14 protein-coding genes are annotated in these 13,650 nt (G+C 73.4%); 9 read left to right on the top strand and 5 right to left on the bottom strand.

All coding sequences use genetic code 11. The features are described 5' to 3' along the window. Positions 1 to 11 precede the first annotated feature (11 nt). Positions 12 to 1,133: an LLM class flavin-dependent oxidoreductase gene (locus ACIF6F_RS19965; RefSeq protein WP_399948235.1), complete on the bottom strand. Its 1,122-nt coding sequence runs from the start codon at positions 1,131 to 1,133 to the stop codon at positions 12 to 14. Positions 1,134 to 1,200: 67 nt separating this feature from the next. On the opposite strand from ACIF6F_RS19965, the gene ACIF6F_RS19960 reads away from it, so the two are divergent. Together ACIF6F_RS19960 and ACIF6F_RS19955 are read left to right on the top strand one after the other, a co-directional pair. Continuing rightward, complete coding sequence (locus tag ACIF6F_RS19960; RefSeq protein WP_399948233.1) at positions 1,201 to 1,839, top strand: PadR family transcriptional regulator; 639 nt, start codon at positions 1,201 to 1,203, stop codon at positions 1,837 to 1,839. A gap of 183 nt (positions 1,840 to 2,022) precedes the next feature. After that, a complete protein-coding gene (locus tag ACIF6F_RS19955; protein WP_399948231.1) occupies positions 2,023 to 2,706 on the top strand; it encodes a glycerophosphodiester phosphodiesterase in 684 nt (227 codons plus the stop codon). 50 nt (positions 2,707 to 2,756) lie between these two features. On the opposite strand, the gene ACIF6F_RS19950 is transcribed toward ACIF6F_RS19955, so the two are convergent. Beyond that, positions 2,757 to 3,305, bottom strand: coding sequence for a GNAT family N-acetyltransferase (locus ACIF6F_RS19950; RefSeq protein WP_399948229.1), 549 nt, complete (start codon positions 3,303 to 3,305; stop codon positions 2,757 to 2,759). 325 nt (positions 3,306 to 3,630) lie between these two features. Between ACIF6F_RS19950 and ACIF6F_RS19945 the strand changes: the two genes are divergently transcribed. The 4 genes from ACIF6F_RS19945 (at position 3,631) to ACIF6F_RS19930 (ending at position 7,043) form a co-directional block, all read left to right on the top strand. Further along, a complete protein-coding gene (locus ACIF6F_RS19945; protein ID WP_399948227.1) occupies positions 3,631 to 4,266 on the top strand; it encodes a DUF5134 domain-containing protein in 636 nt (211 codons plus the stop codon). Positions 4,267 to 4,395: 129 nt separating this feature from the next. Next, the gene (locus tag ACIF6F_RS19940; RefSeq protein WP_399948225.1) at positions 4,396 to 5,331 is read left to right on the top strand and encodes a M56 family metallopeptidase; all 936 of its coding nucleotides are present in this window, start codon (positions 4,396 to 4,398) and stop codon (positions 5,329 to 5,331) included. 274 nt (positions 5,332 to 5,605) lie between these two features. Further along, positions 5,606 to 6,226, top strand: coding sequence for a phosphatase PAP2 family protein (locus ACIF6F_RS19935; protein ID WP_399948222.1), 621 nt, complete (start codon positions 5,606 to 5,608; stop codon positions 6,224 to 6,226). Positions 6,227 to 6,407: 181 nt separating this feature from the next. Next, positions 6,408 to 7,043 carry a TetR/AcrR family transcriptional regulator gene (locus ACIF6F_RS19930; RefSeq protein ID WP_399948220.1) on the top strand — a complete coding sequence of 212 codons (636 nt, stop codon included), beginning with the start codon at positions 6,408 to 6,410 and terminating at the stop codon, positions 7,041 to 7,043. Between the two features lie 29 nt (positions 7,044 to 7,072). On the opposite strand, the gene ACIF6F_RS19925 is transcribed toward ACIF6F_RS19930, so the two are convergent. Continuing rightward, on the bottom strand, positions 7,073 to 8,557 hold the full coding sequence (locus ACIF6F_RS19925; protein WP_399948218.1) for an LVIVD repeat-containing protein: 1,485 nt from the start codon (positions 8,555 to 8,557) through the stop codon (positions 7,073 to 7,075). Positions 8,558 to 8,745: 188 nt separating this feature from the next. Here ACIF6F_RS19925 and ACIF6F_RS19920 point away from each other — a divergent pair, with 188 nt between their 5' ends. After that, positions 8,746 to 9,405 (top strand): DUF305 domain-containing protein, encoded by a 660-nt coding sequence (locus ACIF6F_RS19920; protein ID WP_399948369.1) that lies wholly within the window; start codon positions 8,746 to 8,748, stop codon positions 9,403 to 9,405. Between the two features lie 54 nt (positions 9,406 to 9,459). Then, complete coding sequence (locus ACIF6F_RS19915; RefSeq protein ID WP_399948216.1) at positions 9,460 to 10,812, top strand: FAD-dependent oxidoreductase; 1,353 nt, start codon at positions 9,460 to 9,462, stop codon at positions 10,810 to 10,812. Between the two features lie 301 nt (positions 10,813 to 11,113). On the opposite strand, the gene ACIF6F_RS19910 is transcribed toward ACIF6F_RS19915, so the two are convergent. Then, a complete protein-coding gene (locus ACIF6F_RS19910; protein ID WP_399948214.1) occupies positions 11,114 to 11,467 on the bottom strand; it encodes an ArsR/SmtB family transcription factor in 354 nt (117 codons plus the stop codon). Positions 11,468 to 11,596: 129 nt separating this feature from the next. Here ACIF6F_RS19910 and ACIF6F_RS19905 point away from each other — a divergent pair, with 129 nt between their 5' ends. After that, positions 11,597 to 12,673 carry an NADH:flavin oxidoreductase/NADH oxidase gene (locus tag ACIF6F_RS19905; RefSeq protein ID WP_399948212.1) on the top strand — a complete coding sequence of 359 codons (1,077 nt, stop codon included), beginning with the start codon at positions 11,597 to 11,599 and terminating at the stop codon, positions 12,671 to 12,673. Between the two features lie 43 nt (positions 12,674 to 12,716). Here the strand turns inward: ACIF6F_RS19905 and ACIF6F_RS19900 are convergent, their stop codons facing one another. Continuing rightward, a complete protein-coding gene (locus tag ACIF6F_RS19900; RefSeq protein ID WP_399948210.1) occupies positions 12,717 to 13,649 on the bottom strand; it encodes a hypothetical protein in 933 nt (310 codons plus the stop codon). Position 13,650 lies beyond the last annotated feature (1 nt).

Here is a 13,650-nt window from a genome sequence, read left to right as displayed (position 1 = left end):
CCCGCACGCGCTCACGCGCCCCGGAAGTGCGGGATGACCTTCTCGCCCCACTGCCGGAGCGTCTCCAGGCACGCTTCCTGCGGCACGGTGCCCATCTGGACCAGGCACATGATCTCGTCGGCGCCCGCGTCCCTGAGCCGCTCCACGTACGCGATGGCGTCGTCGGCACTGCCGTACGCGTGGTCGGCGTTGAAGGTGGCGGTGGAGGTCGGGCGCACCGGGATCTCCAGCTCGTGCAGCCGGGCCACCACCTGCTCGGCCGCCCTGCGCATCTCGGCCGCCTCGTCGCTCCCCTCGACCACCGCCTCGTCGGGGACGCCCGCCCCGCCGTACCAGTGGCCGATGGCCTGAGCGAAGAAGCGCTGCCCGCGGATGCCGATCCGGCGGGCCTCGGCCGGGTCGTCCAGCACGATGGTCGGGCAGAGCACGGAGAAGTGGTCGTTGACGACGGTGGAGACCGCGCGCGAGCCGTCCCGGGCGGCGAGGGCGCCGTCGTAGACCGCCCGCATGGCGGCGATGGACTCGGGTCCCGCGAAGCCCATCACGAGCGCCCCGACACCCAGTTCGGCGGCCTGGACCAGGGTGTCGTCGCGGCTGCACGCGAGGAAGAGCGGCGGGTGGGGGGACTGGCGGGGCCGCGGGAGTATCGGGTGCGGGTCGATGTCGATCAGCTCGCCGTGGTACTCCAGCTCCTCCTCCTGCCAGGCCCGGCCGATGATCCTCAGGGCCTCCTCGACCTCCTGGACGGTGCGGTCCCGGTCGACGCCGCACAGCGAGGTCTCCTGGTCCGTGCCGCCGCGGCCCGCGCCCAGGTCGAGCCGCCCGCCGGAGAGCAGGTCGAGCATCGCGGCCCGTTCGGCGACCCGGACGGGGTGGTTGAAGTTGAAGGGCATGCAGACCACGCCGTGGCCGATGCGGATGGTGCTGGTCTTCGCCGCCACCCAGGTGAGGAACACCTCGGGCGCCGACATGTGGGCGTACCACTTGAGGGAGTGGTGCTCGACGGCCCAGATCCGGTCGAATCCCATCCGCTCGGCGAGCACGGCCTGTTCCACGCAGTCGCGGATGACCTGGTGCTCGCGCTCGACCGTCGGATCGGCCAGCTGCGCTTCGAAGATGACGGAGAATTTCACGGCGTCCTCCAGGGGGTTGCGTCCCGTGCCCGGCCTTACTTCAATTCGTCATATGACTAGTAGTCAGATGCGAAGGAAGCAAGACGCACGGCGCCCCGAACTGCCGCCGACCGCCTGGGCCGTGCTCGGCCTGCTGTCCTTCCCGGGCGAGCGGACCGGCTACGAGCTGAAGAAGTGGGCGGACTCCTCGCTGCGCTTCTTCTACTGGTCCCCGGCGATCAGCCAGATCTACGCCGAGCTGCGCCGCCTGGAGGGACTCGGCTACGCGGCCTCCGAGCGGTCGGGGCCCGAGGAGCCGCGGACCAAACGCCGGTACGCCATCACCCCCGAGGGCCGCGAGGCCCTCGCGGACTGGGCCGCGGACACCGCCGAGGCCGGCCCCCCGGTGCTCAAGCACGGGGTGCTGCTGCGGGTGTGGCTGGGCCATCTGGCCGATCCGGCACGGCTGCGGGCGATGGTCGAGGAACACGTCGGACGGACCCGGGAGGGGCTCACGGAGGTGCGCGAGGCCCGCGCGCAGGCGGCCGGCACGTCCGAATGGGCCTTTCCGGAGCTGGCACTGCGCTGGAGCGAGCGTCAGCATCTGGCCGAACTGGAGCTGGCCGAGGCCCTGCTGGCCGACCTCGACGGCCTCGGGGCGGTGGGGCGTACGCATCCGGGGGCCCTCCCGCGTCAAGGCGGCGGGGACGCGCCCACGCCCGGGTGACGCGGCGGGGGGCCGGTGGGGTCCGGCGGACGGAAGGGGGCAGGCGGGTACTGGCCAAAGGGCATGAGGACGGTGCGTGCACGGACGGTCTCAACCCGCGCACGGCCCATTACGCTGCCTCCTTACCGCGCGGGCGGTCAGGGCCGCCGCGCGGGAGCCGCCGTCGACGGAAGCGAGAGAACCTTGACTTTCCTCACCATCGGTCACCGCGGGGTCATGGGCGCCGAACCCGAGAACACCCTCCGGTCGTTCGTCCGCGCCGAACGCTCGGGCATGGACCTCGTCCAACTGGATCTGCAGCTGAGCAAGGACGGTGCCCTCGTCGTCATGCACGACGCCGAGGTGGACCGCACCACGGACGGCTCGGGCGCCGTCGTCGACCTGACCCTCGCCGAGCTGCGGGAGCTCGACGCCGGGCAGGGCGAACGCGTCCCGGTCTTCGAGGAGGTGCTGGACGCGGTCCGCGCCCCGCTCCAGGCCGAGATCGGGGACGTTCCCGTGGCCGAGGCGCTGGCCGAGGTCATGCTGCGGCGCGACCTGACCTCGCGGGTGGAGGTCTCCTCGTTCCACGACGCGGCCCTCGGCGAGATGGCCCGGCTGGTGCCGGGCGTACGCCTCACCCTCACCGCGAGCCGGTACGGCGAGGACATCGTGGACCGGGCCCTGGCGGCCGGCGCCGAGACCGTCGCCCTGAACATCCGCCGGCTGACGCTGGAGACCGTGGAGTCGGCGCACGCGGCGGGCCTGCGGGTGGTCGGCTGGACCGTGAACACGCAGGAGCAGCTGCGGCTGGTGCGCGCCCTCGAACTCGACGGCGCGGTGACCGACTTCCCCGAGATCCGGCTGACCGGCCGGTTCACGGCGTAGTCGGAGGGCCGCTCGGCGGTCCCGGCGGGCGGTCCTGGAGGGTGGCCCGGTCAGAGGGCCTTGACCAGCAGCTCGAACTCCAGGTCGTCACGCTGGGGGATGCCGAAGCGCTCGTCCCCGTACGGGAAGGGGCTGGTCTTCCCGGTGCGCCGGTAGCCCCGGCGCTCGTACCAGGCGATCAGCTCCTCGCGGGCGGAGATGACGGTCATCTGCATCTCCCCCACCCCCCAGGCGTCCCGCACCCGGCGCTCGGCCTCGGCGATGATCAGCTTGCCGAGGCCCGCCCCCTGCAGTTCCGGGCGCACCGCGAACATGCCGAAGTACGCGCTGTCCCCGCGGTGTTCCAGCTGGCAGCAGGCGACGATCCGGCCCTCGCGCTCGACGACGAGCAGCGTGCTGTCGGTGGCGTCCACGATCGCCCGGACGCCCTCGGGGTCGGTGCGTTGGCCCTCCAGGATGTCCGCCTCGGTGGTCCAGCCGGCCCGGCTGGCGTCCCCGCGGTAGGCCGACTCGACCAGGGCCACCAGGTCCGCCACGTCGGCGGGGACCGCGTCCCGGAAGGTGGGGGCGGCCTCGGTACGGGTGGCGCTGGCGTCCATGGTGGATCTCCGTTCGCGTGCGGTGGTGCCGGGCTCCGTGCAGCCTAACCCGGCGGCGGGGGCGGCCGGACGGGGCCATCCGGCCGTTCCGCCCGGCCCCGAGCCGCGGCCGCGGCCGCCTCCCGGATTCCCTGCCGTTCCGCTCGTACTCCCCCGCGCTCCCTCCCGTCCCTCCTGCCGCTCCCGTCCGTCCCGTCCCTCTCCCGCCCCTTCTCACTCCCCGGCGCTCCCGCGCGCCCGCGTGCGCCCCCGGCCGGACGGGCATCCCTCTCCTTGTGGATCGGGTGTCTCGTACGACACCGCCGACCCGGGAGGGGGCCGCGCCGTGCACGGGACGACCACGACCGCCTGGCTGCTCGTGCTGCTGTGCGCGGCGAGCGGCGGCTCCTGCCTGCTGCGGCTGCGCACCGGCACCGCAGACGAGCGCGCGGGGGCGGGGGCGGAGGCGCTGATGGCCTTCGGCATGGCGGCGATGGCGGTGCCGGTGGCGGCCCTGTGGTCCCCGGAGTGGAGCCGGCTGGTGCTGGGCGGGGTGTTCCTGGGTGCGGGCGCGTGGGCCCTGTGGGGGCTGCGCCGCCCGGACTGCCGGCGGAGCCACCACGTGCACCACGCGGTGGGGTCGCTGGCGATGGTGTACATGGTCGCGGCGATGGCAGCGGTGCCCGGAACCGGCGCGGCGGCCCACCACGCGGTGCCGGGGGCGGGCGGCGTGCCGCTGCTGACGGGCGTACTGCTCCTCTATTACGCGGCGTACGTGCTGCGCGGCGGCCTGCGGCTCCTGCCGGTGACGGCCAGGGGCGGGGCCGGTGTCGGCGTGGGCGCGGGCGGCAGTGCGGGCGCGAGCGCGGGGGGCGGCGCCCCGGGGGCCGGCCGGGTTCCGGGCGCGGCGCGGGGCGAGGTCGCGGAGGCCTGCCGACTGGCCATGGGAATGGGGATGTTCGCGATGCTGGTGGGCCTGTGAGGGCCTGTGAGGGCCTGTGAGGGCCTGTGAGGGTTTGGGTGGGCCGACCTGACGGAGACGGCGTGGCGTCCGTCACTTGGGGGCCGGGGCCATACCCGGGGGTAGGGTCCCGCTCATAGGCTGGCGGACATGATGGTCCCCGCCGTTCTCCTCGTGCTCGGCGTCCTGACCGCTCTCGTCGCCCCCCGGCTGCTGGCCCGCGCCGACTGGACCGATCGCGAACCGGTGGTGGCGCTCTGGGTGTGGCAGTGCGTCGTGGCCGCGGTGCTGCTGTGCTTCGGGCTGTCGATGGTGCTGAGCGCGGCCGCCGCGTGGCAGGCGGTGCGCGGCCGGGTGTTCGCCGTCGCGCCCCACGGGGTGGTGGACGCGTACGCGCTGGGCGCGGGTGGTCCGTGGGCCGCCGGTACGGCGCTGCTGCTGGCCCTGGGCGGGCTGTGGACCGGTGCGATGCTCGCCGTCGAGGTGCTGCGGGCGCGGGCCAGGCGGCGGGCGCGGCAGGCCGAACTGCTGGTCCGGGCGCCGCTGCTGCCCGGCGAGGAGGCGAGTCCGGGGCGCCTGGTGGTGCTGGAGGCGCCGCGGCCCGAGGCGTGGTGGCTGCCGGGTGCGGCCCCGCAGCTGGTGGTGACCACGACGGCGCTGAACCGGCTCAAGGGACGCCAGCTGGACGCCGTACTGGCGCACGAGCAGGGTCACGCGGCGGCGCGGCACGACTGGCTGCTGCACTGCGGGCAGGCGCTGGCCGGCGGGTTCCCGCAGGTCCCGGTGTTCGCCGCGTTCCGCGCCGAGATGCACCGGCTGGTGGAGCTGGCCGCGGACGACGTCGCCTCGCGGCGGTACGGGCGGCTGACGATCGCGCTGGCGCTGGTCGAACTCAACGAGGACAAGGGCGTGTTCGGGCCCTGCCCCACGCCGCAGGCGCACGTGCCGCAGCGGGTGAACCGGCTGCTGTCCGCCGCGCCCCGGCTCACCGCCCTGCGCCGGCTGCGGCTGACCGCGGCCGCCGCGCTGGTCCCGGTGGTGCCGCTGCTGGTCACGTTCGTGCCGGGACTCACCGCGCTGGGGTAGGCGGCCTTGCGTCCGGGGTGGGCGTCGCCTGTTGGGCGGCGCCGGGCCTGGGCGGGCGTCGCCTGTTGGGCGGGCGTCGCGTGCCTGGCGCCCGGGCCGTCGCCCCGCGCCTCGCACGGCCCGAACCCGTCACAGCACGTGTCGTTCCTGCTGCGTGCCCCTCCGCCAGTCCCGCTCTCCGATGTGCGCCTCTCCCTCCCCCACGACAACCGGAGGCGTGCCCGGCGGTGCCGCGGTCGGCATCGGCACTCCGGATGGGCGAGGATCTGGAGGCATGCGCGTGTTCCTTCGGACGGGTCTGGCTGTTCTCGGTCTCACGGTGCTGCTGACGGTCCTGGTGGCCGTCCGCTGGCGGCCGCTGGTCTCCTTCGACGTCCGGGCGGCCGGTGCCCTGCACCGGCACGCCCTCGCGCACCCCGGCTTCACCCGGGTGAACCGGCTGCTCAGCGACTGGGTGTGGGATCCGTGGACCATGCGTCTGCTCGCCGCCGCGGCCGTGCTGTGGCTGCTGCGGCGGGGCGACCGGAGGCGGGCTCTGTACGTCGCGGTGGTCACCGTCCTGGGCGCCGGCGCCCAGCACGCGCTGAAGGCGCTGGTCGGCCGGGCCCGGCCGCGCTGGCCCGACCCGGTGGCCTCGGCTGAGTTCGCGGCGTACCCGTCCGGGCACGCGATGACCGCGGCGGTGGTGTGCGGGCTGCTGCTGTGGGCCTGCGGGCGGCCGCCCTGGGCGGTGGTCCTCGCGGCCGTGTCCGTGCTGGGTGTCGGGTTCACCCGGGTCTACCTGGGCGTCCACTGGCCCACGGACGTGCTGGGCGGCTGGCTGCTGGGCGCGGCCCTGGTCCTCCTGGCGGCCGCGGCGTACGAGCGCCCGCGCGCCCGGCGGTCGGGGCCCTGACCCGGGGCTGCGTCCGCGGCGGGCGTCCCGGCCGCGCCGGGAGGGTTTTCGGCGCCGGTTCTGGACGATCCCCCGCGTCGCCCAGAACCGGCCCCCGCCCACGACACAGGGCACCGGCAAGTGCCCCGGCGTGGTGTGCGCTGAGTATATTGGCTGTGAGCCAGTCAACGCAGGAGTAAGCATGTCCCCGCGCAGCCCGTCGGTCAATGAAGAGTTGCGCAGACGTTCTCGCGAGCGGCTGCTGCAGGCGACGGTCGAGCTCGTGGCCGAACGCGGGTACGAGGCGACGACGCTCGCGGACATCGCCGACCGGGCGGGCGCGGCGCGCGGCCTGGTCTCGTACTACTTCCCCGGGAAGCGGCAGCTGCTGCAGTCGGCGGTGCACCGGCTGATGCACCGGACGCTGTCGGCGGCGCTGGAGCGGGAGCCCCGGACCGAGGACGGGCGGGAGCTGCTGGCGCGGGCCATCGACGCGATCCTGGGCCTGGCGCTGGAGCAGCCGGTGCTGATGCGCACGCACATGGCCGGAATCCTGTCGGCCGACGGTTTCGTGCAGTGCCCCGAGCAGCAGCGGCTTGCCGAGCTGCTGCGGGGGACGGTCACGGCGTACGGCTCGCCCTCGGTGGACACCGACTACCCGCTGCTGCGCGCCCTGCTGATGGGGGCGGTCTTCGCCGTGCTGCTGCCCGGGGCTCCGATGCCGGTGGAGCGGCTGCGGGCGGAGCTGTTCCAGCGGTACGGGCTGGATTGGGAGCGGGGGGTGCCCCCGGGGCCGGAACCGGCCGGTGGCACCCCCCTGCGCTGCGCGGCGGACTGAGTCCGGTCCGCGGGCGCCTTGCGTCGGCGTCAGTACTGGTACTGCGGCTGGGTCTGGACGTTGAGGCGGTCCAGCCAGATGTCGGCGGCGGGCTCGGTGAGCTCGTCGTTGATCTTCAGGACGTCGAAGCCCTTGGCGATGTCGTTCGAGTAGATGTGGCCGTTGTAGTAGTACGCGGACCAGGAGCCGCCGGTGGTGATGGCGTTGGTCGAGAGGGGCCCGCGCTCGAAGTAGCCGATCTCGCGCGGGTTCGCGGAGTCGGTGAAGTCCCAGACGGAGACGCCGCCCTGGTACCAGGCCTGGACCATGATGTCGCGGCCGGGCACCGGGATCAGCGAGCCGTTGTGGGCGACGCAGTTCTCGGTGTCCGCCTGGTGGCGGGGGATCTTGAAGTAGCTGCGGAAGACCAGCTTGCGGGCGTCGCCCTTGCCGGTGATGTCGTAGATGCCGTCGGCGCCGCGGTTCGGACCGGTGGCCGCGTTGCAGGTGGCACCGACGCCGCCGCCCAGCTCGTCGGTGAAGACGACCTTGTCGGCGCGCTCGTTGAAGGTGGCGGAGTGCCAGAACGCGAAGTTGACGTTGTCCTGGACCCGGTCGATCACCTTGGGCTGCTCGGGCTTGCTGATGTCGAAGAGGATGCCGTCGCCCATGCAGGCGCCGGCGGCGAGCTTCTTCGAGGGCAGCACGGTGATGTCGTGGCAGCCGGTGGTCTTGGAGACGCCCGGGTTGGTGGGCGCGCCCGGGTTGCCGCCGTCCGGGAAGAGCACCGGGAAGGCCACGACGGCTGCCTGGGTGGGCGCCAGCTTCGGGACCTTGATCACGGAGATGCCGTCGTGCGGGGGCTGGCAGTCCGGGAAGGCCACGTTGGGCGAGTACGAGGAGACGTAGACGTAGATGTCGCGGCCGGCGGGCACCAGGGTGTGCGTGTGCGAGCCGCAGTTGGTCTCGACGGACTTGATGTACTTGGGGTTCTTCTTGTCCTTGATGTCGAAGATCTTGATGCCCTCCCAGGAGGACTTCTCCGACGCGGGCTGCGAGACGCTGTTGCAGGAGTCGTCGCTGCGGGAGGAGTCCGTGGAGAGGAAGAGCAGGTCGCCCTGGACCGAGATGTCGTTCTGGCCGCCGGGGCAGAGCACCTGGCTGACGACCTTGGGCGCGTGCGGCCGGCTGACGTCGTAGATCACGAAGCCGTCGTAGTTGCCCGCGTACGCGTACTTGCCCTGGAAGGCCAGGTCGCTGTTGGTGCCCTTGAGCTGGTCCTTGGGCAGGTTGACGAGGTGCTCGACGTTGTCGCTGTGGACGATCTCGTCCTGGCCGGGTATCTCCCCGCTCGCGATGGCGGCGCGGGCCGCGGCCGCGGCCTCCTGGGAGACCGGCTCCTTGGCCGGCGCGTCCCCGGGGTCGGGGGTGGCGGCCGCGGGGCCGGCCACCAGGAAAGTGGCCAGGAGTCCGGCCGCCGCTGCGGCCACACCCAGCCGTCTGCGCCTCGGTCGGTCGAGGTGCAACGAGGTCACTGCTTCCTCCCTGGAATCCGCTGTTGCAGAGATGGGAACGGAACATGGACCCCGGCAGTATGTTCTTTATCATGCCCATGGCAATAGATGGCGCATGACAGCGTTTACACGAGTGATACGAGTGACGTACGACCCGGCCCAGGACTGTACGCGTGACCGTACGACGCCAACTCCCCCAGGAGGACGCTGTGCTGATCCACCCTCATCTCCGTCTCGGTCTCCGTCTCGGTCTCGCCGGGGTGGTGCTGACCCTGGCCCTGACCGCGTGTGATGCGGGCGGTGGGGACGGGCGCGCCGAGGGGAAGGGTGCCGGAGCGGTGGTCGTCGCCCCGGGGAAGCCGGGCGAGCCGAACCGGAAGCTGACGGCCGAGGAGGCGGCGAAGGCCCGCCCCGACGACTCCCCCAACGCCGCCGACTTCGCCTACGTCCAGGGGATGATCGAGCACCACCGGCAGGCCCTGGTGATGAGCGCGCTGGCGCCGGAACGCGCCTCCGCGCCCGGCGTCAAGCGGCTCGCGGAGCGGATCTCCGCCGCCCAGCAGCCCGAGATCGGAGCGATGCAGGGGTGGCTGGCCGCGCACCCGGCCGGACGGCCCGCCGCGGGCCACCACGAACACGGGGGCATGCCCGGCATGGCCACACCCGAGCAGCTCGCCGGGCTGCGGGCGGCGCGCGGGGCCGACTTCGACCGCCGGTTCCTGGAGCTGATGATCGCGCACCACAGCGGTGCGCTCACCATGGCCGGCGAGGCCCTCCAGGGCGGGAACAACGTGACCGTCGAGGAGATGGCGACCGAAGTGATCGCCCAGCAGAGTGCCGAGATCAATCGGATGCGGGCCATGGGCTGACGCCTCGGTTGCCCGGTGGCATGCTGAAGACACCCTGCGGGAAGGAGCGCCGCCGTGCTTCGTGTCGCTGTCGTCGGTTCGGGCCCGAGCGGGGTCTACACGGCACAGACGCTCGTACAGCAGCGGGACGTGCCGGACGTCCGGGTCGACGTACTGGACCGGCTGCCCTGCCCGTACGGACTGGTCAGGTACGGGGTGGCCCCCGACCACGAGAAGATCAAGTCCCTCCAGGGCAGCCTGCGCACGGTGCTGGAGGACGAGCGGATCCGCTTCCTCGGGAACGTCGAGGTCGGCGGACCCGAGCTGTCCCCCGAGCGGCTGCTGGGGATGTACCACGCGGTGGTGTACTGCGTCGGCGCGGCACGGGACCGGCACCTGGAGATCCCCGGCGAGGGGCTGCCTGGGTCGTACGCGGCGACCGACTTCGTGTCCTGGTACAGCGCTCATCCCGATGCCGCCGACGACGGGTTCGGGCTGGGGGCCGTGAGGTCGGCGGTGGTGATCGGCGCCGGCAACGTCGCGGTCGACGTGACGCGGATCCTGGCCAGGGGCGAGGCGGAGCTGCGGCCCACGGACATGCCCCAGCCGGCGCTCGGCGCGCTGGCGCGGAGCGCGGTGCGCGAGGTGGCCATGGTGGCCCGCCGGGGGCCCTCGCAGGGGAAGTTCACCACCAAGGAGCTGCGGGAGCTGGGCACGCTGCCCGGGGTGGACACGGTGGTCGACCCGGCGGAGCTGGCGCTGGACCCGGACTACGCCGACCCCGGTGCGCTGCCCGCGGCGAACCGCCGGAACGTGGAGGTGCTGCGGGGGTGGGCCGACGCGTCGCCCGCGGGTGGATCGCGGCGGATCACCCTGCGGTTCTACCTGCGGCCGGTGGAGGTGCTGGCCGGGCCCGACGGGCGGGTGGCGGGGGTGCGCTTCGAGCGGACGCTGCCCGACGGCCGGGGCGGGGTGCGGGGCACCGGCGCGTACGAGGACGTCGAGGCCCAGCTGGTGCTGCGGTCGGTCGGCTACCTGGGGCGGGAGCTGCCCGGGCTGCCCTTCGACGCCCGCACCGGCACGGTCCCGCACGCGGCGGGGCGGGTGCTGCGGGAGGGTGCGCCGTCGCCCGGTGAGTACGTGGCCGGCTGGATCAAGCGCGGGCCGACCGGGGTGATCGGCACCAACCGGCCCTGCGCCAAGGAGACGGCGGGGGCGCTGCTCGCGGATGCGGCGGTGCTGGCGGCACGGGACGTCACCGGCGATCCGCTGGACGCACTGCGCGCGGCCGGCCTGCGGCCCGTGGAGTGGCGGGGGTGGCTGGCGATCGAGCGGGCGGAGGAGGAACTGGGGCGCTCGCTGGGGCGGCGGTCCGTGAAGATTCCGGATTGGGGTGGGTTGCTGGGGGCTGCCGCTGGGGGCGGGTGAGGGGCGCGGGTGGATGCGGGTGAGAGCCGAAGCCACGCCGTCCCGGAGCTGCGGGTGGTGCGGGGTCTGGGGGCGTCCAGGGAGGACACCTCAGGCCTGGCCGTGCCGGGTGCGATTCCCCGCACCCAGGTGCGGGCCCGCCCCACGGGGCGGACGCGTCCCCGTCCGTAGGCCCGCCGGCCGGCTCGGCGGCCTCCGGGCCGTCTGTGCCCCGTCATAAGCCGCCCAGGCTCGCTACGCACTTCTCCCGTTTCGGCGGCGGACGGCCGCCCGGGGCTCGCCGGCCGGCCGCGTCACGGGATCAGCCGCCCAGTCGGGCGGCCTCGGCCTCGGCGGCCTGGAGGACCGTGCCCAGGAGGCCCGGGAAGAGGGCGTTCAGGTCGCCCTCGCGGAGGGTGTTCAGCTTGGCGGTGCCGCGGTACTGCTGGCAGATCACGCCGCTCTCGCGGAGGACGCGGAAGTGGTGCGTGCTCGTCGACTTCGTGACGGGCAGTTCGAAGGCGGAGCAGGCGAGTTCGTCGTTCGCCTCGGCCAGTCTGCGGACCACGAGCAGTCGCATCGGGTCGGACAGGGCGTGCAGGACCGCGTCGAGGCGGATGTCCGCCCGTTCGGGGTGGGCCAGGGCGCGGCCGGGGGTCGTCTCGGTCTCGGTCACGAACCCAATGGTACGAGAACCGTCGTAGTTAGGGACATTGCGAGGCTGGTAGTCCGATGGGTGTCGTAGTACGGTGAGCTTCGTAGTACGGTGATCCACGTACCAGTCGCGTGAAACGGAGCTGCCTTCATGAGTGCCCTCTTCGAGCCCCTCACCCTGCGGTCCCTGACCTTTCCCCACCGCGTCTGGATGGCACCCATGTGCCAGTACTCGGCCGCACCCGAGGGGCCGCTCACGGGAGTCGCGACCGACTGGCACTTCGCCCACTACGCCGCACGCGCCACCGGTGGCACCGCCCTGGTGATCCAGGAGGCCACCGCCGTCTCCCCCGAGGGCCGGATCTCCCCGTACGACCTCGGCATCTGGAACGACACCCAGGCCGAGGCGCTGCGGAGGATCACCGAGTTCGTGAGCGCACAGGGCGGAGTCCCCGGTGTCCAGCTCGCGCACGCCGGGCGGAAGGCCTCGACCGAGCGGCCCTGGAAGGGTGGGGCGCCGGTCGGGCCCGAGGCGCACGGGTGGCAGCCGAGCGGGCCGAGCCCGGTGGCCTTCGCCGAGGGGCACCCCGTACCCCACGAGCTGACGGCTGATGAGATCCGGGAGGTCGTCGGGCAGTTCGGTGCCGCGGCGCGGCGGGCGCTGGCCGCGGGCTTCAAGGTCGTCGAGGTGCACGGTGCGCACGGCTACCTGATCGGCGAGTTCCTCTCGCCGCACAGCAACCACCGCACCGACGGCTACGGCGGCTCCTTCGAGAACCGGGTGCGCTTCGCGCTGGAGGTCGTGGACGCGGTCCGTGCCGAGTGGCCCGAGGACCTGCCGGTGCTGTTCCGGATCTCGGCCACCGACTGGCTGGACGAGGGCGGCTGGACCGGCGACGACACGGTCCGCTTCGCGGCACTGCTCAAGGAGCACGGTGTCGACCTGCTCGACGTCTCCACCGGTGGGAACGCCGCGGGGGTGCGGATCCCCGTGGCCCCCGGCTACCAGGTGCCCTTCGCGGCCCGGGTGCGCGCCGAGACCGGGCTGCCGGTGGCCGCCGTCGGCCTGATCACCGACCCGGCGCAGGCCGAGAAGATAGTCGCCAACGGGGAGGCGGACGCCGTCCTGCTGGGCCGCGAGCTGCTGCGCGACCCGTACTGGGCGCGCCGGGCCGCCCGCGAGCTGGGGGCGGAGATCCGTACGCCCGGTCAGTACGCACGCGCCTGACGTGGCCCCGGCCGCCCCTGCGAGGGGGTGGCCGGGGTCGTGGTCAGTCGTCCGGTTCCATGCGGCTCCAGTGCCGGACGATGGCGTCGAGCAGTGAGTTCTTGTCCTGGTCGGGGTTGAGCGCGTACAGCACCTGCCCCAGCCTGAGGGCGGCGGCCACCCGCTCGCCCGGCTTCAGCTCCAGCTTGGCCATCACCTGGCTCGCGGTGACGGGCAGGACGCGCCCCGTCTCGGCCAGCAGGGCGTGCTCCATGTGCCGCTGCGTCACCGTCTCGATGTCCGACCGCGCCGAGGCGACGGACAGGGTGCGGTCCCAGCGGGGGCGGTGGCGCTCCCGTACCTCCCTGAGTTCCAGGTTCTTCACGCCCAGGTCGCCTGCGGCCCGCTCCAGGTGCTGCCGGTAGTCGATGAGGACGCCCGACCGGCCGAGCCTGGTCTTCCAGTGTTCGAGGAGCGCCTCGGCGTCCACGTCCTGTTCGATGGCCCGGGCAATCCCGATGGCCACGCCCAGGTACGCGACGGCCGCCTCCAGCAGGGTCTCCAGGCACAGGGTCCAGTCGGCCCCGCTGGGCACCCGGGAGCCGCAGGCCCGCCGGAACCAGGCGTAGCAGTCCTCCTGGATCTCGCGGTCCCGGGGCACCGCCGGGTCCAGGTTGTGCGAGAAGCGGGTCCGCAGCTTCTGCAGGTCCGACTGGAACACCTGGGCCGCCTCGACACCCACCCCCACCCGGTTCGCCTGGTCCAGCAGGAACGTGAAACTGACCGCCCACGCCTCGTGCAGCCAGGAGCTGAGCCAGATCGTCGAGGTGAGGAAGCCGTGCTGGGCGTCGTCGAGGACGGGCCGCGGCGCGGTCACCGGGTCGCCGACGGGCAGGGCCGTCAGCGCCTGGCACAGGTTCTGGAGCTCCTGACCGCGCAGGTCGAGCCGGGACACCATCGCGACCGGGGCCTCGGCCTTCGCCGGCTCGGTGGCCACG

It is taken from the genome of Streptomyces sp. NPDC086023 (assembly GCF_044540325.1).
Taxonomy (GTDB): domain Bacteria; phylum Actinomycetota; class Actinomycetes; order Streptomycetales; family Streptomycetaceae; genus Streptomyces.
Note: the sequence above shows the minus strand (reverse complement) of the source record. Positions and strands in the feature narration are given on the sequence as shown.